26 protein-coding genes are annotated in these 21,469 nt (G+C 62.9%); 12 read left to right on the top strand and 14 right to left on the bottom strand.

Annotation, left to right across the window (positions count from 1 at the left end; genetic code table 11):
* Positions 1–98 precede the first annotated feature (98 nt).
* The 3 genes from NKJ17_RS01045 to NKJ17_RS01035 form a co-directional block, all read right to left on the bottom strand.
* Positions 99–656 carry a fasciclin domain-containing protein gene (locus NKJ17_RS01045; protein WP_352686451.1) on the bottom strand — a complete coding sequence of 186 codons (558 nt, stop codon included), beginning with the start codon at positions 654–656 and terminating at the stop codon, positions 99–101.
* A 205-nt stretch (positions 657–861) separates the two neighbouring features.
* A complete protein-coding gene (locus NKJ17_RS01040) occupies positions 862–1,566 on the bottom strand; it encodes an anti-sigma factor (protein WP_352686657.1) in 705 nt (234 codons plus the stop codon).
* Complete coding sequence (locus tag NKJ17_RS01035) at positions 1,563–2,102, bottom strand: sigma-70 family RNA polymerase sigma factor (protein WP_352506016.1); 540 nt, start codon at positions 2,100–2,102, stop codon at positions 1,563–1,565. The genes NKJ17_RS01040 and NKJ17_RS01035 overlap by 4 nt, the downstream gene beginning before the upstream one ends.
* Before the next feature lie 126 nt (positions 2,103–2,228).
* Here NKJ17_RS01035 and NKJ17_RS01030 point away from each other — a divergent pair, with 126 nt between their 5' ends.
* Both NKJ17_RS01030 and argB read left to right on the top strand, forming a co-directional pair.
* Entirely contained in the window at positions 2,229–3,725 is a 1,497-nt protein-coding gene (locus tag NKJ17_RS01030) for an amidase (RefSeq protein ID WP_352506017.1), read from the top strand.
* 156 nt (positions 3,726–3,881) lie between these two features.
* Complete coding sequence (gene argB / locus NKJ17_RS01025) at positions 3,882–4,775, top strand: acetylglutamate kinase (RefSeq protein WP_352506018.1); 894 nt, start codon at positions 3,882–3,884, stop codon at positions 4,773–4,775.
* 19 nt (positions 4,776–4,794) lie between these two features.
* Here argB and bchE read toward each other — a convergent pair whose 3' ends face one another.
* Complete coding sequence (gene bchE, locus NKJ17_RS01020; protein ID WP_352686448.1) at positions 4,795–6,333, bottom strand: magnesium-protoporphyrin IX monomethyl ester anaerobic oxidative cyclase; 1,539 nt, start codon at positions 6,331–6,333, stop codon at positions 4,795–4,797.
* 101 nt (positions 6,334–6,434) lie between these two features.
* On the bottom strand, positions 6,435–6,911 hold the full coding sequence (locus NKJ17_RS01015; RefSeq protein WP_352506020.1) for an Lrp/AsnC family transcriptional regulator: 477 nt from the start codon (positions 6,909–6,911) through the stop codon (positions 6,435–6,437).
* Positions 6,912–7,051: 140 nt separating this feature from the next.
* On the opposite strand from NKJ17_RS01015, the gene phhA reads away from it, so the two are divergent.
* A complete protein-coding gene (gene phhA / locus NKJ17_RS01010) occupies positions 7,052–7,885 on the top strand; it encodes a phenylalanine 4-monooxygenase (protein WP_352686445.1) in 834 nt (277 codons plus the stop codon).
* Here phhA and NKJ17_RS01005 read toward each other — a convergent pair.
* Positions 7,880–8,380: a MarR family winged helix-turn-helix transcriptional regulator gene (locus tag NKJ17_RS01005; RefSeq protein ID WP_352686442.1), complete on the bottom strand. Its 501-nt coding sequence runs from the start codon at positions 8,378–8,380 to the stop codon at positions 7,880–7,882. The genes phhA and NKJ17_RS01005 overlap by 6 nt on opposite strands.
* 92 nt (positions 8,381–8,472) lie before the next feature.
* Between NKJ17_RS01005 and NKJ17_RS01000 the strand changes: the two genes are divergently transcribed.
* Positions 8,473–8,640 carry a hypothetical protein gene (locus NKJ17_RS01000; RefSeq protein WP_352686439.1) on the top strand — a complete coding sequence of 56 codons (168 nt, stop codon included), beginning with the start codon at positions 8,473–8,475 and terminating at the stop codon, positions 8,638–8,640.
* Between the two features lie 69 nt (positions 8,641–8,709).
* Here NKJ17_RS01000 and NKJ17_RS00995 read toward each other — a convergent pair whose 3' ends face one another.
* Positions 8,710–9,471, bottom strand: a complete 762-nt coding sequence (locus NKJ17_RS00995) for a GGDEF domain-containing protein (protein ID WP_352686436.1) — start codon at positions 9,469–9,471, stop codon at positions 8,710–8,712.
* 161 nt (positions 9,472–9,632) lie between these two features.
* On the opposite strand from NKJ17_RS00995, the gene NKJ17_RS00990 reads away from it, so the two are divergent.
* Positions 9,633–10,340, top strand: a complete 708-nt coding sequence (locus tag NKJ17_RS00990) for a pyrimidine 5'-nucleotidase (protein WP_352477037.1) — start codon at positions 9,633–9,635, stop codon at positions 10,338–10,340.
* Between the two features lie 33 nt (positions 10,341–10,373).
* Here the strand turns inward: NKJ17_RS00990 and NKJ17_RS00985 are convergent, their stop codons facing one another.
* A complete protein-coding gene (locus tag NKJ17_RS00985; protein ID WP_254815881.1) occupies positions 10,374–11,213 on the bottom strand; it encodes an LOG family protein in 840 nt (279 codons plus the stop codon).
* Positions 11,214–11,359: 146 nt separating this feature from the next.
* Between NKJ17_RS00985 and dapD the strand changes: the two genes are divergently transcribed.
* From dapD to NKJ17_RS00965, 4 genes are all read left to right on the top strand, one after another.
* Positions 11,360–12,214 carry a 2,3,4,5-tetrahydropyridine-2,6-dicarboxylate N-succinyltransferase gene (gene dapD, locus NKJ17_RS00980; RefSeq protein ID WP_352686433.1) on the top strand — a complete coding sequence of 285 codons (855 nt, stop codon included), beginning with the start codon at positions 11,360–11,362 and terminating at the stop codon, positions 12,212–12,214.
* 25 nt (positions 12,215–12,239) lie between these two features.
* A complete protein-coding gene (locus tag NKJ17_RS00975; RefSeq protein ID WP_352686430.1) occupies positions 12,240–12,611 on the top strand; it encodes a DUF805 domain-containing protein in 372 nt (123 codons plus the stop codon).
* A gap of 21 nt (positions 12,612–12,632) precedes the next feature.
* Entirely contained in the window at positions 12,633–13,421 is a 789-nt protein-coding gene (locus NKJ17_RS00970; protein ID WP_352686428.1) for a hypothetical protein, read from the top strand.
* Between the two features lie 234 nt (positions 13,422–13,655).
* Entirely contained in the window at positions 13,656–14,756 is a 1,101-nt protein-coding gene (locus NKJ17_RS00965; RefSeq protein WP_352686425.1) for a GGDEF domain-containing protein, read from the top strand.
* An 85-nt stretch (positions 14,757–14,841) separates the two neighbouring features.
* Here NKJ17_RS00965 and NKJ17_RS00960 read toward each other — a convergent pair whose 3' ends face one another.
* Positions 14,842–14,976: a hypothetical protein gene (locus NKJ17_RS00960; RefSeq protein WP_352506029.1), complete on the bottom strand. Its 135-nt coding sequence runs from the start codon at positions 14,974–14,976 to the stop codon at positions 14,842–14,844.
* Positions 14,977–15,104: 128 nt separating this feature from the next.
* Between NKJ17_RS00960 and dapE the strand changes: the two genes are divergently transcribed.
* Together dapE and NKJ17_RS00950 are read left to right on the top strand one after the other, a co-directional pair.
* The gene (dapE, locus tag NKJ17_RS00955; RefSeq protein WP_352686422.1) at positions 15,105–16,304 is read left to right on the top strand and encodes a succinyl-diaminopimelate desuccinylase; all 1,200 of its coding nucleotides are present in this window, start codon (positions 15,105–15,107) and stop codon (positions 16,302–16,304) included.
* Between the two features lie 2 nt (positions 16,305–16,306).
* Positions 16,307–16,915, top strand: a complete 609-nt coding sequence (locus tag NKJ17_RS00950; RefSeq protein ID WP_254815875.1) for a transporter — start codon at positions 16,307–16,309, stop codon at positions 16,913–16,915.
* Here NKJ17_RS00950 and truA read toward each other — a convergent pair.
* The 4 genes from truA to def are packed head-to-tail and all read right to left on the bottom strand — an operon-like array spanning position 16,897 to position 19,653.
* Positions 16,897–17,652, bottom strand: coding sequence for a tRNA pseudouridine(38-40) synthase TruA (truA, locus tag NKJ17_RS00945; RefSeq protein WP_352477029.1), 756 nt, complete (start codon positions 17,650–17,652; stop codon positions 16,897–16,899). The genes NKJ17_RS00950 and truA overlap by 19 nt on opposite strands.
* 18 nt (positions 17,653–17,670) lie before the next feature.
* Positions 17,671–18,180, bottom strand: coding sequence for a GNAT family N-acetyltransferase (locus NKJ17_RS00940; protein ID WP_254815873.1), 510 nt, complete (start codon positions 18,178–18,180; stop codon positions 17,671–17,673).
* Positions 18,177–19,106: a methionyl-tRNA formyltransferase gene (gene fmt / locus NKJ17_RS00935; protein ID WP_352686654.1), complete on the bottom strand. Its 930-nt coding sequence runs from the start codon at positions 19,104–19,106 to the stop codon at positions 18,177–18,179. Before fmt ends, NKJ17_RS00940 begins: the two co-directional genes overlap by 4 nt.
* 16 nt (positions 19,107–19,122) lie before the next feature.
* Positions 19,123–19,653: a peptide deformylase gene (def, locus tag NKJ17_RS00930; protein ID WP_352477028.1), complete on the bottom strand. Its 531-nt coding sequence runs from the start codon at positions 19,651–19,653 to the stop codon at positions 19,123–19,125.
* Between the two features lie 103 nt (positions 19,654–19,756).
* Here def and NKJ17_RS00925 point away from each other — a divergent pair, with 103 nt between their 5' ends.
* Positions 19,757–21,019, top strand: coding sequence for a DNA recombination protein RmuC (locus NKJ17_RS00925; RefSeq protein ID WP_352506030.1), 1,263 nt, complete (start codon positions 19,757–19,759; stop codon positions 21,017–21,019).
* Between the two features lie 39 nt (positions 21,020–21,058).
* On the opposite strand, the gene NKJ17_RS00920 is transcribed toward NKJ17_RS00925, so the two are convergent.
* Positions 21,059–21,463 carry a GFA family protein gene (locus NKJ17_RS00920; RefSeq protein ID WP_352506031.1) on the bottom strand — a complete coding sequence of 135 codons (405 nt, stop codon included), beginning with the start codon at positions 21,461–21,463 and terminating at the stop codon, positions 21,059–21,061.
* Positions 21,464–21,469: the final 6 nt, after the last annotated feature.

Below are 21,469 nucleotides of genomic sequence, written 5' to 3'. Positions count from 1 at the left end.
TCCTCAAAGCGGGACTCAGCGCCTATCCATCTTGCGTGAACGGCGCGGAGTGTGCGCAGGGAGGCCCTAGCGATATCTTCGCCGGCAGCGTGCGTTTGTTACATCTTCGGCAGGAGAACCTTGTCGACGACGTGGATGACGCCGTTGGACTGTTCGACATCGGCGATCGTCACATTGGCGACGTTGCCGTTCTCGTCGGTCACGGTGACCTTGCCGCCGTCGGTCTTGAGCGACAGTTCGCAACCACCGACCGTCTTGACCTTGTGCGTGCCGCCGTCGTGCTTGACCATCTTGGCGACGTCGGCGGCCATCGCTTTGGCGTCGATGACATGGCAGGTCAGGATCTTGACCAGCTTGTCCTTGTTTTCAGGCTTGAGCAGCGTCTCTACCGTGCCGGCTGGAAGTGCCGCAAAGGCCTCGTTGGTCGGCGCGAACACGGTGAAGGGGCCGGCGCTTTGCAGCGTATCGACCAGGCCGCCCGCCTTGACGGCAGCGACCAGCGTCGTGTGGTCCTTCGAGTTGACCGCATTTTCGACGATGTTTTTCTGGGCATACATGGCGGCGCCGCCGACCATCGGGTTTTGGGCATAGGCAATGGTGGCGAGCGCAAAAATGGCGACCGTGCCGGCGAGCAAAAGGGTGGCGAATTTACGCATGATTTCAATCTCCTCGGGTTATCGTTCCCCTTATTCGGGAACGCAAGGAGATACGCGATAGAAAATTCCGGAGTTTCGTCCTCTCCGCAGAAAAATTGTGTCGCCGAAATTTTCCCGGCGCGGATCGACAACCACCAACAAGCTTTGCAGGCGCTTAAATCGCGGAAGATAGATTTTAAGGTCTGCTTCCGGAGATGAGAAGCGGTCAGATGCTCTTCAGATCGCCCGCTGCGACCACCGGTCCAGTCGGCTGGCCGGTCGGTGAACCGCCGGCAGGTTCAACGCTGACCGCAAGCACGGCGCCTTGCGCCAATTTCTCCTGGACGGGGGGCGGGATGGCCAAATGCGCGGTCGCGCCGGCCGGGATGATGCCTATCGACACCGGCGCCTTCTTGCCTTCGATCATCCACAATTCGAAGTCCTTGCCGGCGGCCCGCTCGCCGGAAACGTGGGAAAGACCGACCTCGTGACGGGCGGCATCGTAGACAACGAGATATTTGACGTCGCTGCCTTCGGCCGCCAGCGAGGCGACAAGCCGCGTCTGCGGCGGTTCGGTGGGCGGGCGGAAGTAAGGCACGGCGATGTAGATCGCCAGCGCTGCAATGGCGGCGGCGGCAAGACCGCGCCAGAAGCCAAGGCTCGACCAGAGGCCGGCCCGCGGCTCTGCAGCGAACAGCCGGCGGTCCAATGCTTCCTTGACCCTGATCGGAGGCTCTGTCTCCGGATAGGCGGCGGCCATCGGCGAAAGATGCGCCGCCCAGCTATCGACAAGGCGCGCGAAAGCGGCGTCCGCATCGATGCGGCGCGACGCGATCTCGCGTTCATCGGCGGCTAGAACGCCAAGAACGTATTCGGCGGCGAACAGGTCGTCGCCCCTACGTTCCGGTCCATTGTCGTCAGCCAGCGTCATCTTTCCAGGCATTCTCTCAGTTTCAACAGGCTGCGACGCAGCCAGGTCCGCATCGTGTTCAGCGGTACGCCATAGCGCTCCGCCAGCTCGGCATAGCTTTTGCCATCCAGATAGGCGCCCCGGACGGCCGCCGCCCGGTTACTCTCCAACTCCTCGAGACAATGGTGGATGCGTCCGGACTCACCGCCCACCACGGCCATGGCCTCCGGCCCGGGCGCCGGATCGGCCACGTCGAGCGCGGCATCGATATAGGCGGCAGGTTCTCGCCGCGCTCTGATCCGATCGATCGCATGATTGCGCGCAATGGCCACCAGCCAGGAGATCGGGCTCAGATCCGAAACGGCAAAACGGTCCGCCTTCGTCCATATCTTGACGAAGATCTCTTGAAGCGCCTCTTCTGCATCTCCCCGATCCTTCAATACACGAAGGCAGACGCCGAAAAGTTTCGCGCTGGTCTGCCGGTAGAGCAGATCGAACGCAGCCCGGTCCTTCATCGAAGTCCGGACAATCAGGTTGCTGATGTCCTGCGGCGTCATCGGCCGCCAAATTAGGCGATTGCAATGTATTTGCAACGACTGAAATGGTCTTGCGCACCGGCAGCGCCAGCCTCGATTGCCAATGGAATCGCCGCCCGCTAGCTTGCCATGAGCGGGAGGGCGACCATGTCGATCGAGCGGGTTCTGTGGGAGCATGACGCAACCGGCCAGGCCGCGCTCGTGCACAAGGGAGAGATCACACCGCAAGATCTCGTCGATGCGGCGATCGCCCGGGCCGAGGCCACCCGGCCGGAGATCAATGCCATTGCCGAACCGCTTTTTGAGGCGGCGCGGGCGCGAGCGAAAACCGTCGACCACAAGCTGCCGCTAGCCGGAGTGCCCTTTGCGCTGAAGGACCTCGGCATCGCCATGAAGGGCGTGCCGACGCATGGCGGCAGCCGCATCCCAGCTTTCACCCCCGATTTCAACTCGGTCATGACGGAACGCTATCTGGCCGCCGGCCTGATCCCGATCGCCACCAGCACCGCACCCGAACACGGACTGAGGCTGGTGACCGAGTCGGTGGCTTACGGCGTCACCCGCAATCCATGGGACACCGCGCACACGACCGGCGGTTCCTCGGGCGGTGCGGCTGCGCTGGTCGCGGCCGGCATCGTGCCGGTGGCGCATGCCTCGGACGGCGGCGGCTCGATCAGGGTGCCTGCCGCTTGTACCGGGCTGATCGGGCTGAAAACCTCGCGCGGCCGCGTGCCCTTGACACCGCTCGTCACCGAAAGCTGGTACGGCTTCGTCGTCGACCATGCGTTGGCCCGCTCAGTGCGCGATACGGCGGTGCTGCTCGACCTGACCCACGGGGCTGACCCGCTGTCGCCCTACGCGGCACCGTCGCCGACCGGCAGTTTTGCTGCGGCGGCCGGGCGCGATCCGGGCAAGCTCAACCTCGCCTTCTATCGAAAATCGCCGCTCGGCCTGCCGATATCGGAAGAGACGTTGAAAGCTCTGGATGCGGCGATCGCGCTGGCGCGCGAAGGCGGGCACAGCGTCGAGGAGATCGACCTGCCCTATATCGATCGCGATTTCATCGCCGATTTCGCCAGAACCGTCGCCGCGGCGGTGGCCGGCACGATGCGGGGCGAGGCCTTGCGCGTCGGCCGCTCCATCTCAGGCGACATCGAACGCGCCACGCGCGTCATGAGCCGGTTCGGTGAAATCCTCTCGGCCGGCGAAATCTATGCTGGCCTGCAGCGGCTGCACGCCGCGTCGCGCCGGCTTATCACCGAAACCGCGCACTATGATGCAGTGCTGATGCCTGTCATCGCGCACCCGCCGCTCGCCTGCGGCACCATGGACCCGAAAGGCGCCGACGAATTCATCGAGAATGTCCTGGACAGACTGCGCCTCGCCGGCCTGCTGAAGTTCAAGCCGCTATTCGGCCAGCTGATGGACAAGAGCCTCTGGTTCACCCACTGGCCGGCGATCCAGAACGTCAGCGGGCAACCGTCGATCACGCTTCCGGTCTACGTCACCGATGCCGGCCTGCCGCTCGGCGTCCAGGCCGCCGGCCGCCCCGGCGACGAGGAAACGCTTTTGTCGTTCGCCGCGCAGATGGAAAAGATCTCGGGCTGGCTGGGACGGCGGGCGCCGCTGCAGGTGCCGGCATAGACCATAATCCCGAAAGGTGGGAACCGGTTTTCGGACAAGATCATGGTCAAACAAATAGTAGTACCGATTTGATCGATCGCGACAGCAAAGCCGTTTGCCCCCTCGTCCAATTCCCGCTAAGACGCCGCCGTTCATGCCAAGCTGGGAACCACGCCGATGACGGATGTCGCCGCCACCGCCGAAATGCAGGCCGCGCTGCTTTCAAGGGCGCTGCCCTATATGCAACGCTACGAGAACAAGACGGTCGTGGTGAAATATGGCGGCCACGCGATGGGCGACATCGCGCTCGGCAAGGCTTTCGCCCGCGACATCGCACTTTTGAAACAATCCGGCGTCAACCCAATCGTCGTGCATGGTGGTGGGCCGCAGATCGGCGTCATGCTCAGCAAGATGGGCATCGAATCCAAATTCGAGGGCGGCTTGCGCGTCACGGACCAGAAGACCGTCGAGATTGTCGAGATGGTGCTGGCCGGGTCGATCAACAAGGAGATCGTCGCGCTGATCAATGCCGAGGGCGAGTGGGCGATCGGCCTGTGCGGCAAGGACGGCAACATGGTGTTTGCCGAAAAAGCGCGCAAGACCATGATCGATCCGGATTCCAACATCGAGCGGGTGCTCGACCTGGGCTTCGTTGGTGAGCCTGTCGAAGTCGACCGCACATTGCTCGACCTCCTGGCGCGGTCCGAAATGATCCCGGTGCTGGCGCCGGTAGCGCCCGGCCGCGACGGCCACACCTACAACATCAACGCCGACACTTTTGCCGGCGCCATCGCCGGCGCCTGCCAGGCGACGCGCCTGCTGTTCCTTACCGACGTGCCCGGCGTGCTCGACAAGGACAAGAAGCTGATCGACGAGCTGACGGTGGCCGAGGCCAAGGCTCTGATCAAGGACGGCACGGTCTCGGGCGGCATGATCCCCAAAGTCGAGACCTGCATCGAGGCAATCGAGCGCGGCGTCGCAGGCGTCGTCATCCTTAACGGCAAGACGCCGCATGCGGTGCTGCTCGAGCTGTTCACCGAACACGGCGCCGGCACGCTAATCGTGCCGTGAGGCCGGGTGTCTGAGGGGCTCAAGCGTTTGGCGAAATAGCGGTCACGGACTGACGCGGCAGGCGTTCGACAACCATCGATTCCTCTTCCTCGTCTTGCGGCGAGCCCCAGAATTCGGCGAGCGACGGGCCATGTTTCAGGCGGCGGTCGCGGACCAGAAAGCCCCAGACTTCGCGGAACCAGACGCGGCGGCCCATTTTGGTGTACCAGCGCATCGAATGCCGTTGCTCCGGATCCTTGTGGAACAGGATACGCGCCAACGCCTTGGGCCGCGACTGCACCGCCAGTTCGATCAGCTTGACGGCGAAGAACAACATCCACGGCTTGAGGCGGGTCATCTGCAGCACCTGATGCTTGTAGTCCCACAGGCGGGCGTCCAGCTGGATCACCTTGCGGTCCCTGGCAATCCTGAAGAACGGCGTCCAGCGATGCGGCGTCACATAGAGCGCTTGGATCTGGTCAGGGTCATAAGCGATCAGTTGGCGGAAGCCGCGCCAGAGGTCGCGCAAGCTTTCGTCCTCGAAACCGGCCACCCAGGTCGCCATCGACAAGATGCCGTTGAGGCGCAGCAGCCGTATCGCCTCGCGGTCGGATGAGGTGCTGCCGCCCTTGCGGATCAATGCAAGCGTCTGCTCGTCGGTATTTTCCATGCCAAGCAGCCAGCGAATGACGCCGGCCTGGCGATAAAGATGCACGCTGTCGGCGTCGCGGACGATGTCGTCGGCGCGGGTGGAGCCGACGATCAGCACCGGCACATTCTCGGCGATCATCGCGTCGAGAAAGGCGAGCCAGGCCTTTTTGGACGACGTCGGGTTCTCGTCGGCAAGGTTGATCAGTTCGACGCCGTGCTCGCGGTAGAGCCAGGCAATCTCCCGCGCGAACTTCATGGGGTCGCGGTGCCGCCAGCGCGTCCAGAAGCCGCGCTGGCCGCAATAGTTGCACAGATGCGGACAGCCTCGCGAGAACTGCATGACCACCGCGCGCTTGCCTCCCCAATAGCTGTAGCGACTGAAGTCGATCAGTTCCCAGCCGATGCGGTAGTCGTCTAGGTTGATGATCGTTCTTGCCGGCCGGGTTGCAAAGGGCTGGCGCAAATCGTCAGGAAAGGCGATGCCCGCCACATCCGACAGCGGCTTGCGTTTCTCAAGCGCTTCGACCAGCGCGACGATGATCGCCTCGCCCTCGCCGCGCACGATGAAGTCGAAAACATTCGTTTCAGCCAGTATGTCGCGCCAATGATAGGTCGGAAACACGCCGCCATAGATCAGGATTGTCGCTGGCTGGATGTCCTTGACCATGCCGGCGATCAGCAGGGCTGTCGGATGCGCAGAGGTCGAGCCGGAATGGCCGATCAGAATGCAGTCGGGATGGTCGCTCAAGGCGTCCCGGACCAGCGTGGCAAGCGCCATCGGCCCGAATTCGGCGTCCACAAGCCGCACTTGATGTCCCGCGTCGATCAGCGGACCGCCCAGTGCCAGCAAACCGAGCGGCGGCAGATGGTCGTCCGGCACACGGCTGCCGATGGCGGTATGCGGCGGGTTGATCAGGACGATTTTCATGGCGGGCCTTATGCGATGGCGGTCCGCATGTCGTAGTCGGCGATCTAGTTCCGGAGATTGGCTCGCTTCAGCAGTTCGTGTGCAGCTTTTCCGCAGAAATGCTATCGTCTGAGATGTGCCAGCGGCACATGGCCGGGTCCCTTGATGTTCTGCAGCACAAGCTGCGTGTGGACGTCGCGCACGCCTTCGAGCCGCATCAACCGGTGCATGACGAAGGCATTGAGCTCGTCCACCGACGGCACCATGACATGCAGCAGGAAATCGTAGTCTCCAGTCATCGTCCAGCACGACGACACCTCGTCCATGCGCTGCACGGCGGCGATAAAGGTTTCGGGCGAGCCGTCGCTGTGGGTCACGAGGCGCACCTGGATGAACACTTCGACCATCAGACCGACGGCGCGGCGGCTGAGTACCGCGGCGAAGCCTTTTATGATGCCCGCCTGCTGAAGAGCCTCGAAGCGCCGCGCGCAAGGTGTCGTCGACAGGCCGATCTGCTGCGCCAATTCCGATACCGGCTTGCGCCCGTCGCGCTGCAGGATGTCGAGCATCTTGATCTCGAATTCGTCAAATTGAGGCATTTTCACTCTCCCAAAGCTAGATCGTGGAGTCTTTTACCTCCAACCCTGCATTTGAGCCACCATCAAAGTTGATTTGCCTCGCGCGATCCGGCTAGAACTTCCGGCAATTCGCTGGTCATGATTTCCAGGGAGAGCAAGCCATGACAATGAACGTTGCCGACTATGCCCGCGAATGCGCGGCGCGAGGCCTTCGCGGCGATTATTCCGTCTGCCGTGCCGATTTCACCGTGGCGCAGGGCTACAATTATAGCGACGAAGAACAGGCGGTGTGGCGCACGCTGTGCGACCGCCAGACGAAGCTGACCAGGAAGCTGGCCCACCACTCCTACCTCGACGGCGTCGCGGCACTCGGCCTTCTCGACAAGATCCCGGATTTCGGTGCGGTCAGCGAGAAGCTGCGCAAGTTCACCGGCTGGGAGATCGTCGCCGTGCCGGGGCTCATCCCCGCCCAGCCGTTCTTCGACCATCTCGCCAACCGCCGCTTCCCGGTCACCAACTGGCTGCGAACCCAGAAGGAGCTCGACTACATTGTCGAGCCCGACATGTTCCACGATTTCTTCGGTCACGTGCCGATCCTGACGCAGCCGGTCTTTGCCGACTTCATGCAGATGTATGGCAAGAAGGCGGATAGCGTGATTGCGCTCGGCGGCGACGAGATGATCACCAGGCTTTACTGGTACACCGTCGAATACGGCCTGATACGCGAGCCGGGCCAATCGCTGAAGGCTTTCGGCGCCGGGCTGATGTCATCCTTCACAGAGCTTCAGTTCGCGGTCGAAGGCGGCGAGGGACACCATGTCCCCTTCGACTTGGAAACCGTAATGCGCACCGGCTACGAAATCGACAAGTTCCAGCGTGCCTATTTCGTGCTGCCGTCGTTCGACGCCCTGCGTGATGCTTTCGAGACCGCCGATCTTGCGGCGATCGTGGCGCGCCGCAAAGGCGAGCCAGCGCTCGACCCGGCGAGCCTATAGGCTGTCGGTTGTCTCCAAGGCCTCGGCCTTCAGCCGGGCCAGCTGGTCGCGCTGAAGGTCGAGGGATGCCGTGACGAAGCGCAGGATCGTGGCGAGTTCAATGTCGCTGAATGTGGCGATCACCTTTTCCCCCTCCTGCGCGATCGCGCCATAATAGCGCGTCGATAGTTCTCGCGTGAGTTCCGTCGCCTCTATGACCACCTTGCGCCTGTCCTCGAGGCTGCGCGTTCGTGTCAGCAGGCCGCGCGCTTCCAGCCGGTCGATCAGCGCGGTGACCGCAGCCGGCGTCAACCCTGTTGCGGCCGCGACCTCGCCAGCCGATCGCGGGCCGCCATAGAGCAGCGCCAAGCAATGGCGTTCCGCCATACTCAGCCCAAGCCTATCGCCCACTGCCTCGTCATAAGCCTGCGTCGCGTCCTGCCAGCCCATAATGGCAAGGCTGATAGCGGTCTTCATGTCTGCCCGATTCATGCTTGACGAATTTATTTCGATCATCTAACTATCAATCTGCCTAACATTATGGCTGTTATAATAATGTGCTGCATCGGGCACAAGGCAAGGCCTATCGCAGCCTGCAAGGAGTGAAAATGAATCAGACCCCGACGCGCGGCCCACTCACACCGGCTGAGGAGTTCAAATACGCCAAGCTGGCGATGGAGTGGTATGGCTGGGGCTCTCCCATTGGCCTTGGCATCGCTCTGGTCGCACTGGCGGCCGCCGCCCTGCTGTTCCGCATCGCCATACTCGGATTTTGACAGTCTGGCCACGGCGCGGTTGAATGCAGACAGGGTGGAACTCTCCCAGCGGAAGGCTCAGGGCCGAGCTCAGGCGGCTTCGGAAACATCGCGGTCGATGATCGACAGATTACGGCCGCGATGCTTGGCCTCATAAAGCCGCTGGTCGGCGGCGCGCATCAGCTCCGACACTGCGGCGTCCCTGCCGCAGGTGATGCCGCCAATACTGACTGTCAGCGGAACCGTTCGTTCGTCGACGGGCCGGAAACGGATACGCTCGACCTCACGGCGGATGCGCTCAGCGACGCGCCTGGCCTCGTGTTCGGTGGCACCAATCAGAAGGGCGCAGAATTCCTCGCCGCCGATGCGCCCAAGCACGTCGCCGCTGCGCACGCCACGCTCTATCGCCTTTGCGATCAGGAGCAGCGCATCGTCGCCGATCAGATGGCCGTAGCTGTCGTTGATGGTCTTGAAATGGTCGGCATCGACGATCAGCAATGCCCCGCGATCGGATTTACGCCGAGAGCCGTCGAGGGCGGCAAAGAAACTTTCGCGGTTGAGCATGCCGGTCATGTCGTCGCGGCTCGCCTTTTCCGCCAGGCGCCGGTGCGCGGCTGCAAGCTGGGCATGATTGCGAGCAAGGTGGCGGTGCGCGTTCTTCACCCTTTCGCTTTGCCAGAATGCATAGGCGCCGGTGCCCCAGGCCAGAACGAGTGGGCACAGGGTAGATGTCAGCCAGATGGTGCGATTGATCGAAAATCCCATCGCCGGCACAACGATCAGCGTCGGCAGAAGTGAGGCGGCGACGGAGGCGAAAGCGATGGCGGCAGACTTTAGAATTATGCGATTCATCGCTTGCTCCCACTGGCCCGTCTTGGTCCCAGCAAGCGCTGAATGTCACCTTTCGGCGATGCTTAAGATTTTAATCATCGCGCCATTTTCACCGTCCAGAGCGCGTATAGGTTGTGGATAAACCTCCTGTTAGAAAGATCGTTTCGTGCCATAAGGACGGTATGACCACACTTCCCGACCCCGCCCGCTTTGCCCATGTCACCGACTGGGTGTTCGATCTCGACAACACGCTTTATCCGCACCATTCGAATCTGTTCTCGCAGATCGATGTGAAGATGACCGCCTACGTTGGAGAATTGCTGACGCTGCCGCGCGAGGAAGCACGCAAGCTGCAAAAGGAGCTCTACCGCGAATACGGCACGACACTGAACGGATTGATGACGCGCCACGGCATCGACCCCGACGATTTTCTCGAGAAAGTGCACGACATCGATTATTCCTGGCTGGTACCCGATCCCGTCCTCGGCACCGCCATTCGCCAGCTTCCCGGCCGTAAATTCATCTTCACCAATGGCGATCGCCGGCATGCCGAACGCACCGCGCGGCAACTGGGCATTCTCGAGCATTTCGACGACATTTTCGATATCGTCGCAGCCGGACTGAACCCCAAGCCGGCGCGGCAATCCTATGAGAGATTTGCCGAACTCCACGCTGTTACCGGGCAAAATGCGGTGATGTTCGAAGATCTCGCCCGCAACCTGTCGGTACCGAAATCGCTGGGCATGACCACGGTGCTGGTGGTGCCGCGCAATTTCGAGCCGACCTTCTCGGAAATTTGGGAACGCGACCCGGCCAACGAGGATGATGTGGACTTCGTCACCGACGATCTCGCCGGCTTTCTCACGGCGATCGTCGAAGTCCCTGCTTGAGGCAGCCGGCGCGCTTCAAGTCCTGCTTGCTTGTCAAAGTTTATAGAAACGGCTGACGATCCCCCAGGCCTCGTCGGCGGTCTCGACGAAATCGATGATATCCTGGTCGCCGGGAGTGATCGTGCCTTGCTCGGCGAGGAAATCGAGGTCGATTGCCCTTGCCCAGAAAGCCTTGCCGAACAGAATGACCGGCACGCGTTCCATGCGGCCGGTCTGGATCAGGGTCAGCGTTTCGAAGAACTCGTCCATCGTGCCGAAGCCGCCGGGAAATACCGCAACGGCCTTTGCGCGCATGACGAAATGCATCTTGCGGACCGCGAAATAGTGGAAGTTGAAGCAGAGCTCCGGCGTCACGTAGGCGTTTGGCGCCTGCTCGTGCGGCAGCACGATGTTGAGACCGATCGACGGCGCGCCAACATCGTCGGCGCCACGATTGCCGGCCTCCATGACGCCCGGCCCGCCGCCGGTCACCACGACGAATTCGCGGTAGTACGAGCTGGCCGACTGCTGTGAGCAGAGGCGGGCGAATTTGCGCGCCTCCTCGTAATATTTGCTGTTTTGCTCGAGGTTCTTCTTCTGCGTCTCGTTCTTGGCCGCCCAGGCTTCGCCGCCGGGCTCGGGGATGCGGGCGCCGCCGAACAGGATGACGGTCGATTGGATGCCGCGCTCGGCCAGGATCATCTCCGGTTTCAGCAGTTCGAGCTGCAGCCTGACCGCGCGCAACTCGCGCCGCGTCATGAAATCGGGGTCGTTCCAGGCCAGCCGATATGTCTCCGCGCGCGTTTGCGGCGTGTCCGGCACGCTTCTCGACCGCTCCAGATCCTCGTCCGAATGCGGCAGCGGCGTCCATCCCGCCTTTTCCATGGGAGTCATATTTGCTTTACCCGTCCAATTCATTCACTTGCGCCGTCCCGTGACGCTGCCGCGATTGACCCTCCCCAAGCCTTCACATAGGGTCCGCGCGACTTTCAAACAGGTTAAGGCGCCGGCCCTTAACAGCTTGGTAATGGAGCGAATTCATGTCGAAGCACGATCTCGCGAGCCTCGAGGAGATCATCGAGAACGCCTTCGAGGAACGCGACACGATTTCGACCGCAACCCGCGGCGAGACGCGCGAGGCCATCCAATCGGCGCTCGACCTGCTCGACCGGGGCGTCGCCCGCGTCGCCGAGCGGCAGGCCGACGGCAAATGGCACGTCAACCAGTGGCTGAAGAAAGCGGTGCTGCTGTCCTTCCGGCTCACCCCGATGGAGATCATAAAGGGCGGTCCCGGTCAGGCGGTATGGTGGGACAAGGTGCCCTCAAAATTCGACGGCTGGGGCGCCGTCGATTTTGAGAAGGCCGGCTTCCGCGCCGTGCCGTCGTCGATCGTGCGCCGCTCCGCCTATGTCGCGCCCGGCGCCGTGCTGATGCCGTCCTTCGTCAATGTCGGCGCCTATGTCGACAGCGGCACCATGGTCGACACCTGGGCTTCGGTCGGCTCCTGCGCCCAGATCGGCAAGAATGTGCATCTGTCGGGCGGTGTCGGCATCGGCGGTGTGCTGGAGCCGATGCAGGCGGGTCCCACCATCATCGAGGACAACTGTTTCATCGGCGCCCGTTCCGAAGTGGTCGAAGGCTGCATCGTGCGCGAAGGCTCGGTGCTCGGCATGGGCGTCTTCATCGGCCAGTCGACCAAGATCGTCGACCGCGCCACCGGCGAGATCTTCTACGGCGAGGTGCCGCCTAATTCCGTCGTCGTCGCCGGCTCGCTGCCCGGCAAGCCTTTTCCAAACAACGAGCCCGGCCCCAGCCTCTACTGCGCCGTCATCGTCAAGCGGGTCGACGCCAGGACCCGTTCCAAGACCTCGATCAACGAATTGCTGCGCGATTGATCTTCCCAAGAACGGATGCAACGGGTTGACTGACAAACCTCAATTCCTGTGGCTTTTCTTCAGCCTTTCCGGGCGAGTGAATCCAAGCGCCTATGTTTTGGCTGGCCTCTTGCCGGTCATCGTTCAACTCTTCTTGCTCTATCAGTTCGCGCGAACGCCGTTAGGCACTGCCGCGAGCCAGTACTGGGCGCTCGCCTTATGGATCGCAGTGTTCGTCTCGACATGGTCGACCTTTGCGCTAACGGCTAAGCGGTTCCATGATTTCGGCAAGCCTACCTATTACGCATTGGTCTCTCTCATTATCGGCTTCGTCCTGCTTTTTATCCTGGCTTTTTTCAAAAGTGACCCCGGCCCCAACCGCTACGGCAAGCGCACCAATGCCCCGGCTGAACCCTGAGCGCCGATCGGACATTTCGTCATGCGCTACCGCTCGCTTGATCCGAAACTGATCCTCGAAACCGCCGAACGGCTGGAAGGGCGCGTCGCCGAGCGCTTTCCCGATGCAGGCTTGCGCGGCGTCGCCGCCGAACTCGTGTCGCTGTCGCGCGATCTGGCAAAAGCCGCCAAGGCGCTGGAGGCGCCGATTTGGTGGCTGCGCGGCCTCATCATCGCCGCCTTCGTCGTCGGAGCGCTGATGTTCCTGTTCGTTGGCACAATCCTGCCGCTCGGCCGCATCTCGGGAAACCACGATGCCTTCCAGTCGGTGCAAGGCATCGAAGCCTCCCTCAACATGATCATCCTCGCGGTGCTGGGCTTCCTGGCCCTGATTCGCTCCGAGGAGCGGATCAAGCGCAAGCGGGTGTTTCGCCAGCTCCACGGGTTGCGTTCGCTGATCCATGTCATCGACATGCACCAGCTGACCAAGGATCCGGCCGCACTTTCACCCAGTTTCAGGCCGACTGCCCATTCGCCAGCCCGCATCACCAACGCTGCCGACCTTGCCCGCTATCTCGACTACTGCTCCGAAATGCTGTCGATCACCGGCAAGATCGCCGCGCTGTTCGCGCAATCGGTGAATGACGCCGTGGTGATCGACGGCGTCAACGACATCGAGAACCTGGCTTCGAACCTCTCGCGAAAGATCTGGCAGAAGATCACGCTGATCGAAACCCCTCATGGGCAGCCGGCACGTGCGGCGAAGACCGATCCCGAGCCGGGTCCACCGCGTCGGCCTGCAGTCCGCAGACGACCGGGGCCGGCAAGCTAAAACCGGCGACCCGGCGGTCAGATCCGCTAGAGCGGCAGAGCGGGGAGTTCCGAAAGCCCGGTTTTGTGCCGGATGCTCTAAGCGAATGTTAATCACCCTGGCCCAGCATGCCGGCGAAGACTGTGTCGACCGGCACGGAGCGCTCGACTGGCAAGCGACCTATCCCTGATCACCAAGGAGCCGCGCAAAACGTGGAGCGCCGCCGCTCGCCTGTTTGCCTGGTTCTCTTCGCCAATGAAATTGGAACCGGAAGCTGTCCGCGCCCGGCTTCTCGACACCACCTTCGATCGCAAATTCGCAGTCCTGTTCGGCACCATCAGCGTTCTGTTGGTTGCGGTCAGCGCCGCTCTCGCCACCGGGGATTGGTGGCCCTACGCCTGGATTGCCGCCGACCTGATGCTTTTCACCGTCCGCGTTCTGCTGATGCGGGAATGCGAACAGGCCCGCAGGCGCGGCTCGAAAGGGCCGCTGGCGGGCCTGATGACAGCCAGCGGCGTCTGGTCGGTCGTCTTCGGCCTCGGCTGCTATGGCTGTGTTGCCAGCGGGAATATGGCGCTTTCCGTACTTGCCGCCTTGAATGTCGCAGGCGTCGTCGGCGTGGTGTCGTCACGCAATGCGGCGACCCCGCGCTTCGCCATATTCGTCATGTTGGCCGTAAGCCTGCCTTACGTGGCCGGTGCATTGTTTTCTGCGGCGCCCGGAATGCCGATCGTCGGAATTCAAACGCCGTTCTATGTGGCCGGCGTCATCATCGTGCTGCTTCAGAACCACGCAATCAATGCCCGCATGATCCGCGCCGAACTGGACAATCGCGACCTGGCCATCAAGGACGCGCTGACCGGCCTGCCAAACCGCATCTTCCTGCAGGAGAAATTGCGCGACATGTGCCGCGAGCTTGCGGCGCCGGCCGCCAATGGCGGCAAGCCGTTTGCAGTGCTCAGCATGGATCTCGACGGTTTCAAACGGGTCAACGACCGTTTTGGCCACGCCGTCGGCGACGTGCTGCTGCGCAAGGTGGCCGAACGATTGAAGCGCGGCTTCCGTCCGGGGGACGTTGTCTTCCGCATTGGCGGCGATGAATTTGTCATCCTTTTGCCCGCAACCTCGGAGATCGAGGCCACCTACCTGGCAAAGCGGGCCATCGAAAAGGTCTCGGTGCCTTTCGACCTCGGGGTCGGTTCCGCTATCCATGTCGGCCTGAGCGTCGGCAGCGCCTTCGCACCCGCCGACGGCGGCGATCCGGAAATCCTGCTCACCTGTTCCGACCATGCGCTCTACGAAGCCAAGCGCACCGGCAAGGGCCGTTACTGGGCACCTGTGCGGGCTACCATCTGACGGCGACGGCTTCCGGCGACAGGCAGGGCGATCCGCTTCTCTCCTGCCCGGCCGGCCATGCCTTGCGTCGCGCCGCTCTTGACCGTTACTTGCCCGCCTTCTCGATGCGCGGCCGCGCCGGCAGAACCATTTGTCGCCCGGCAAGTATCGGGCAGCCGCCGGCGTAGCAGCCGATACTGCCGGCACCGGCGATTACGATTGTCTTGCCATGCGTGATCATGCGATGGCCCTGCCCTGGTCGAGAGGCCTTGCCGCAATTATACGACATGAAAACCATAATGTCGGCGGCATGTCTGGCCCTTATGTCTGGCCGTGACAGTCCCTGCGCTTTCGACTATCGCTTTGCCCATGACGCTGCCTACCGATCCGACCAGAAATCTGGCTGCTCTCATCCGCTGCGCTTCCGTGACGCCCGCCGAAGGCGGTGCGCTGAGCGCGCTGGAAGAAATGTTGAAGCCGCTCGGCTTTGCCGTCGAGCGCCCGGTGTTTTCCGAATCCGGCACACCTGACATAGAGAATCTTTACGCGCGGCGTTCCGGCAACGGCCCGCATCTGATGTTTGCCGGCCATACCGATGTCGTGCCGGTGGGCGATGAAACAGCCTGGACGCACCCGCCCTTTGCAGCCGACATCGCCAATGGCGAGATGTTCGGCCGCGGCGCCGTCGACATGAAGGGCGGCATTGCTTGTTTCGTCGCGGCGGTAGCGCGACACATCGCGCAGAAGGGCGGCCCGAAGGGGTCGGTCTCGCTGCTGATAACCGGCGATGAGGAAGGTCCGGCGATCAACGGCACGACGAAACTGCTCGAATGGGCGGCCGCCAAAGGCGAGAAATGGCATGCTGCGATCGTCGGCGAGCCGACCAATCCCGACGCGCTCGGCGATATGATCAAGATCGGCCGGCGCGGCTCGCTATCGGGCACGGTCGTCGTCAACGGCCGCCAGGGACACGCCGCCTATCCGCAGCTGGCCGACAACCCGGTGCGCGGCCTGGTCACGCTGGTCGACGCCTTGCTTCACCCCGCCTTCGATAACGGAACAAGGGATTTCCAGCCGACCAATCTTGAGGTGACCTCCATCGATGTCGGCAATCCTGCCACCAACGTCATCCCGGCGAAGGCGGCGGCTACCTTCAATATTCGCTTCAACGACACATGGACCGCCGAGACGATCCAGGCCGAGATCCACAACCGCCTCGACCGGGCGGCGAAACGCAAGAAATACCGCGCCGGCAAGGCGACGCCCGTCGACTACGAGATCGCTTGGCGCGACGGACCGAGCCACGTTTTTCTGACACGCGACGACAGGTTGATCGAGACGCTTGGCGGCTCGATCAAGGCGGTGACCGGCAGGAAGCCTGCGCTCTCCACCTCCGGCGGCACCTCCGATGCCCGCTTCATCAAGGATTATTGTCCGGTGGTCGAATTCGGCCTTGTCGGCAAGACCATGCACATGGTCGACGAACGCGTGGCGATTGCCGACCTCGAGACGCTGACGCAGATTTATCTGCGCTTCGTTGAAGACTGGTTTGCGCAGGACATATCCTAGTGATGCTTTCAGCGGATGAAACCTACGCTTCGCTTGCCGGTGCCTGGCGGCTGATGCTCGGCAAGGCCGACGGATTTCGCCTGCTCGACCTTTCGGCGGACGGATTCTGGAACTCCTTTTTTGCCATCGTCGTCGCGGCGCCGGCACTGATCGTCGGCTGGGTCGGTATTGCCAACGAGATCGGCGACCCCAACGCATTCGTCGGCCGTTTCAGCATGTTGATCCGCCTGGCCACCGTCGATATCGGCGCCTGGGTGCTGCCGCTCATAGGCCTCGCGCTGGTGGCGCCGCGGGTCGGCGTCGGCGGCCGTTTCGTCCATTATGTCGTGGCCAGCAACTGGGCCTCGGCGATCATCGCCTGGATGATGCTGCCATCGGCGTTGATCCGGCTTTTCCTGACGTCGGCCAACGAAGTCTCCGGACTCGTGTCGCTGCTGTTGTTCGCGCTGTCGATGGTCTTGACCTGGCGGATGACCAACGTTGCGATCGGCAGGGGTGCGGCCGTCGGCAGCGCCGTTTTTGCCGGCATGTTCGTGGCCTCGCTGATCGTCCTGTTCGGACTGCAGGCGCTGCTCGGGATCAGCGTTCCGGATCAGCCAGGCGTCGGATAGTCGACGCCGACGAGAAACAGCCCGTCGGGCGGCGCCACCTGACCGCAGGCCGCACGGTCGCGCGCCTCAAGCGCCGCCTTGAGGTCGGCAACAGTCCAGCCGCCTTCGCCGACGCGTTTGAGCGAGCCGACCATAGAGCGCACCTGGTTGTGCAGGAATGAGCGCGCCGAAGCGCGGACCTCAATGAAATCGCCCGCCCGGCTGACATCCAGCCGGTCGAGTGTGCGGACCGGGCTGGAGGCTTGGCACTGGGTCGAGCGGAAGGTGGTGAAATCATGCCGGCCAAGCAGCACCTTTGCCGCTTCGTGCATGGCCCCGGCATCGAGCTGCTTCGGTACCCACCAGATCTTGCCCTTGTCGAGCGCCGCCGGCGCGCGGCGATTGACGATGCGGTAGAGGTAATGGCGGCCGATCGCCGAGAAACGCGCATCGAAACCATCCGGCACGGAGGCGGCCTTCAGGATGGCGATGCGCACCTTGGCCGCCTGCAGATGCGCGTTGACGGCGTCGCGCACCTTGTCGCCGGGCCATGCCTTGATCAGATCGACATGCGCCACCTGAGCGGTCGCATGGACGCCGGCATCGGTGCGGCCGGCGGCGCGCAGCGAAACCTGCTCGCCACAGAACTTCTCGATCGCCTGCTCGATCGCCTGCTGCACCGAAGGCTGGTTGGCCTGGCGCTGCCAGCCGGCGAAGAGACTGCCGTCATATTCGATGTCGAGGCGAAAACGCGGCATTCCCGGATCGAAGCGAAATCAGGCGGCGAGGGCTGAGCCGAAGGCCGAGGCGTAGACCAGCCTGCCGGTCTCCGGCGCCTCGCCCCAGGCAAGCGCCTGCAAAGCCTCGCTTTGGTACTCGCTCTCGAACTTCGCTGCACGGGCGCGGCTGTAACCGAAACGTCCATAGTAAGCGGGATCGCCGAGCACCACGGCGAGCGTCTCGCCAGCAGCCTTCAGGCGGATATGCGCCTCGCGGACCAGCGCACCGCCGATGCCGGTGCCGTGGAACGACGGCTCGACCGCCAAAGGAGCCAAAGCCACCGCCGGGAAGCTCTTGCCGCCATTCTGCACGAAAAGCCGTGAAAACAGGATATGCCCGACCACTTGCCCGTCTTCGTCCGCCACCAGTTCGACGACGGCATCACCGCCGGTGACCAGCGCGTCGACCAGTCCGGCCTCCGTCTGCTGGCCGAATGCGTGTTCTTCGACTAGGCGGATCGCCTCGCGGTCCCGCGGCGTCGCCGCGCGTATGGACATCATGCTCATGACAATTTCATTCCTTTTTCGAGCTTGGCCCCGCGCAGAAACTCCTGCGCGGCTATGGGCCTTGCGCCCGCACGTTGAACTTCGACCAGCCTGATCGCGCCTGACCCGCAGGCGACCGTCAGCCGGTCATCGAGAATTCCTCCCGGTTCGCCGGCGCCTTGCGAGAGCGTCGAGCGAAGCAGTTTCAGCCGTTCTACACGGCCGCCGATTTCGGCCTCGCACCATGCACCGGGAAAGGGCGACAGGCCGCGAATCTGGTTGTGCACGTCGCCAGCAGGTCGCAGCCAGGCTATGCGAGTCTCCGATTTATCGATTTTCTTGGCGTAGGTCACCCCCACCTCCGCCTGTGTGGTAAATGTCAGCGTATTCCGCTCCAGCCGCTCGAGCGCTTGCACCATCAGCGCAGCACTGAGGACCATCAGCCGGTCGTGCAGATCGCCGGCCGTCATGTCGGGTCCAATGGGACATTTTTCAACCATTGCCACCGGCCCGGTGTCGAGGCCTTCGTCCATCCGCATCACCATCATGCCCGTTTCGGTATCGCCGGCCATGATGGCGCGCTGGATAGGGGCAGCGCCGCGCCAGCGCGGCAACAACGATGCGTGGCCATTGAGACAACCGAGCCGCGGCGCCTCGAGAATGGGTTTGGGCAGAAGCAGCCCGTAGGCGACGACCACGGCGACGTCGGCGCGCAAGGCGCGGAACGCCTCCTGCTCCGCCTCGCTCTTCAGCGACACCGGCGTCCGCACCTCGACGCCCAGCCGCTCCGCCTCGCGCTGCGCCGGCGACCGCGTCAGTTCGAGCCAGCGCCGGGCCCCGGCGCGCGGCGGCTGCGTATAGACGGCGGTCAACCCGTGCCCGGCCCCGGCAATCGCCCGCAGCGTCGGCACGGAGAATTCGGGCGTACCCATGAAGATGACACGCAGGGGCATTCGTCGACCCCTATCCCACCATCTTGCCCGGCGCCTTGTCCCTGGCGAGCTTTTTGAACTTCTTGACCACCATGTCGCGCTTCAGTTTTGAGATGTGGTCGATGAACAGCACGCCGTTGAGATGGTCGATCTCGTGCTGCAGGCAGGTCGCCATCAGCCCCTCGGCCTCGATCTCCTGCAGCTTGCCGTCGCGATCGAGATACTTCACCCGCACCGCGGCGGGGCGCTCGACTTCGGCATAGTAATCGGGGATCGACAGGCAGCCTTCCTCATAGACCGAACGCTGGTCGGAGCTTTCAAGGATTTCGGGATTGATGAAGACGTGCGGCGCCGGCGTCTCGTCCTCCTTGGCGAGGTCGATCACCAGCATGCGCAAGGGTTCGCCGACCTGGATCGCTGCGAGGCCGATGCCGGGCGCGTCATACATAGTGTCCAGCATGTCGCCGGCCAGTTTGCGCAAATCGCCATCGACACGCTCGACCGGTTTTGAAACCTGGCGCAGGACGGGATCGGGGAGGATGATAAGCGGCTTGATCGACATGGCGTCTCACCTAAGACCTCGCAGGAAAAGCGTCAACCGGGACGGCTTCGGGTCGTTCACGTTTTGATCTGTGCCGGCAGACCGAATCATCTATGCTGTCGGCATGAACGATCTGGCCACCATCCTGTCCGAACCTGTCGCCCGCCTCGGCGCCACCACGCTCACGCTCGGCCAAGCCCTGGGTTTCGGCGCAATGCTGTTCCTTGGACTGTTCGTGGCGCTCGTCGTTGCGCTCTGGCGATCGGCCAAGGCGCGTGCAGTGGCGGCCGCCGAAGCCGCCGACCACGCCCGTGACGCCGAGGTGCGGATGGCCGGCATCTTGGCAAGCCAGGCGGAAATGCAAGGCCGCATGGGCGCCATCGCCGAAGTGTTCGGGGCGCGCCAGGCGGAACTGACCCAGTCGATCGGCCAGCGCCTCGATGCCATGACCGGCCGCCTGGGCCAGACCATGACCGAGCAGACGAGATCGACGCATGAGAGCCTCGCCAAGCTGCAGGAACGGCTGGCGGTTATCGATATCGCGCAAGGCAATATCCAGTCGCTGGCCGGCCAGGTCGTGCAATTGCAGGCGATCCTTTCCAACAAGCAGACGCGCGGCGCCTTCGGCCAGTCGCGCATGGAGGCCATCGTCGCCGACGGATTGCCGCACGGCGCCTATGAATTCCAGGCGACCTTGTCGAATGGCAGCCGGCCCGACTGCCTGGTGAAGATGCCGAACGGCGCGCCGTCACTTGCCATCGACGCAAAGTTTCCGCTCGAGGCGTGGAATGCCATCCGTGCCGCCGAAGGCGCCGACCTGCAGAAGTCGGCAGCACAGGCTTTCCGCCGCGACATCGAGGTGCATGTCCGCGATATTTCCGAAAAATACCTGATCCAGGGCGAGACGCAGGACACCGCCTTCATGTTCGTGCCCTCGGAATCGGTGTTCGCCGAAATCCATGAGAATTTCGAGGCCGTTGTCCAAAAGGCGCATCGATCGCGGATCGTCATCGTCTCGCCATCGCTTTTGATGCTGTCGATTCAGGTCATCCAGGCAATCCTCAAGGATGCCCGCATGCGCGAGCAGGCGCACCTGATCCAGGGCGAGGTCATCCGGCTAATGGAAGACGTCTCCCGGCTCGACGAGCGGGTGCGCAAATTGCAGACGCATTTCGGTCAATCGGCCAAGGATATCGACGACATCCTGGTCTCGACATCGAAGGTGACCCGGCGCGGACAAAAGATCGAGGCGCTGGAGTTTGGCGTGCAGCCGGCGGAGGATACCGCTGGTTCGAATGGCAGCGGAGCAAAAGCGGAAAGCAGCCCGCGCGTCGCTGATTCGAAAACCGGGCAGTTGAGGCTAAGGGTCGTCGAAGGCGACGATTGAGAGCTACGCCGGAACCGGAGGCTTCACCCGGATCTGGCGCTACTGCTCCTCGATGATGGTCGTGCCTTCGAATTCCGGCAGCCAATGCAGCGCCGAGCGGTGCCAGATCTGCTTTTTCGGCACCAGTTGCTCGCGTTGCCGTGCCGTGCCGACCCTGATGCCGTAAACCTTCGGTCCCTCGCCCGCCGACGTGGCGTAGAGATGCGAGCCACACTCACCGCAAAACGCCTGGGCGCGCTTGGCGCCGCTCGAACCGGTCTTGATGTAGATTTTCGGCTTGCCCTTGGTGATCCTGTAATTGTCCTGGGACGCCGGCACGGTGACGCGAAAGGCCGTTCCGGTTAGCTTCTGACAATCGATGCAGTGACAAATGGTGGTCTTTTCCGGATCGACCTCGGCCTCGTAAGTGATGGCGCCGCAATGACACCCGCCGTCGATTTTCATCTTCGT

Source organism: Mesorhizobium sp. M0208 (assembly GCF_040322015.1).
Lineage (GTDB): Bacteria > Pseudomonadota > Alphaproteobacteria > Rhizobiales > Rhizobiaceae > Mesorhizobium.
The sequence above is the reverse complement of the archived record's forward strand: the minus strand, read 5'-3'. Positions and strand labels throughout refer to the sequence as shown.

What these genes read in the sequence shown, in the direction of transcription:
- NKJ17_RS01030 (WP_352506017.1), top strand. Translation starts at nt 2,229, where the DNA reads ATGTCGATCGAGCGGGTTCTGTGGGAGCATGACGCAACCGGCCAGGCC.
- phhA (WP_352686445.1), top strand. Translation starts at nt 7,052, where the DNA reads ATGACAATGAACGTTGCCGACTATGCCCGCGAATGCGCGGCGCGAGGC.
- bchE (WP_352686448.1), bottom strand. Translation starts at nt 6,333, where the DNA reads ATGAAAATCGTCCTGATCAACCCGCCGCATACCGCCATCGGCAGCCGT.
- dapD (WP_352686433.1), top strand. Translation starts at nt 11,360, where the DNA reads ATGTCGAAGCACGATCTCGCGAGCCTCGAGGAGATCATCGAGAACGCC.
- NKJ17_RS00995 (WP_352686436.1), bottom strand. Translation starts at nt 9,471, where the DNA reads ATGAATCGCATAATTCTAAAGTCTGCCGCCATCGCTTTCGCCTCCGTC.
- NKJ17_RS01005 (WP_352686442.1), bottom strand. Translation starts at nt 8,380, where the DNA reads ATGATCGAAATAAATTCGTCAAGCATGAATCGGGCAGACATGAAGACC.
- NKJ17_RS00990 (WP_352477037.1), top strand. Translation starts at nt 9,633, where the DNA reads ATGACCACACTTCCCGACCCCGCCCGCTTTGCCCATGTCACCGACTGG.
- NKJ17_RS00960 (WP_352506029.1), bottom strand. Translation starts at nt 14,976, where the DNA reads ATGATCACGCATGGCAAGACAATCGTAATCGCCGGTGCCGGCAGTATC.
- NKJ17_RS01035 (WP_352506016.1), bottom strand. Translation starts at nt 2,102, where the DNA reads ATGACGCCGCAGGACATCAGCAACCTGATTGTCCGGACTTCGATGAAG.
- NKJ17_RS00965 (WP_352686425.1), top strand. Translation starts at nt 13,656, where the DNA reads ATGAAATTGGAACCGGAAGCTGTCCGCGCCCGGCTTCTCGACACCACC.
- NKJ17_RS01045 (WP_352686451.1), bottom strand. Translation starts at nt 656, where the DNA reads ATGCGTAAATTCGCCACCCTTTTGCTCGCCGGCACGGTCGCCATTTTT.
- dapE (WP_352686422.1), top strand. Translation starts at nt 15,105, where the DNA reads ATGACGCTGCCTACCGATCCGACCAGAAATCTGGCTGCTCTCATCCGC.
- NKJ17_RS00925 (WP_352506030.1), top strand. Translation starts at nt 19,757, where the DNA reads ATGAACGATCTGGCCACCATCCTGTCCGAACCTGTCGCCCGCCTCGGC.
- NKJ17_RS00970 (WP_352686428.1), top strand. Translation starts at nt 12,633, where the DNA reads ATGCGCTACCGCTCGCTTGATCCGAAACTGATCCTCGAAACCGCCGAA.
- NKJ17_RS01040 (WP_352686657.1), bottom strand. Translation starts at nt 1,566, where the DNA reads ATGACGCTGGCTGACGACAATGGACCGGAACGTAGGGGCGACGACCTG.
- truA (WP_352477029.1), bottom strand. Translation starts at nt 17,652, where the DNA reads ATGCCGCGTTTTCGCCTCGACATCGAATATGACGGCAGTCTCTTCGCC.
- argB (WP_352506018.1), top strand. Translation starts at nt 3,882, where the DNA reads ATGACGGATGTCGCCGCCACCGCCGAAATGCAGGCCGCGCTGCTTTCA.
- NKJ17_RS00950 (WP_254815875.1), top strand. Translation starts at nt 16,307, where the DNA reads ATGCTTTCAGCGGATGAAACCTACGCTTCGCTTGCCGGTGCCTGGCGG.
- NKJ17_RS01015 (WP_352506020.1), bottom strand. Translation starts at nt 6,911, where the DNA reads ATGCCTCAATTTGACGAATTCGAGATCAAGATGCTCGACATCCTGCAG.
- NKJ17_RS01000 (WP_352686439.1), top strand. Translation starts at nt 8,473, where the DNA reads ATGAATCAGACCCCGACGCGCGGCCCACTCACACCGGCTGAGGAGTTC.
- NKJ17_RS00985 (WP_254815881.1), bottom strand. Translation starts at nt 11,213, where the DNA reads ATGACTCCCATGGAAAAGGCGGGATGGACGCCGCTGCCGCATTCGGAC.
- def (WP_352477028.1), bottom strand. Translation starts at nt 19,653, where the DNA reads ATGTCGATCAAGCCGCTTATCATCCTCCCCGATCCCGTCCTGCGCCAG.
- NKJ17_RS00940 (WP_254815873.1), bottom strand. Translation starts at nt 18,180, where the DNA reads ATGAGCATGATGTCCATACGCGCGGCGACGCCGCGGGACCGCGAGGCG.
- NKJ17_RS00920 (WP_352506031.1), bottom strand. Translation starts at nt 21,463, where the DNA reads ATGAAAATCGACGGCGGGTGTCATTGCGGCGCCATCACTTACGAGGCC.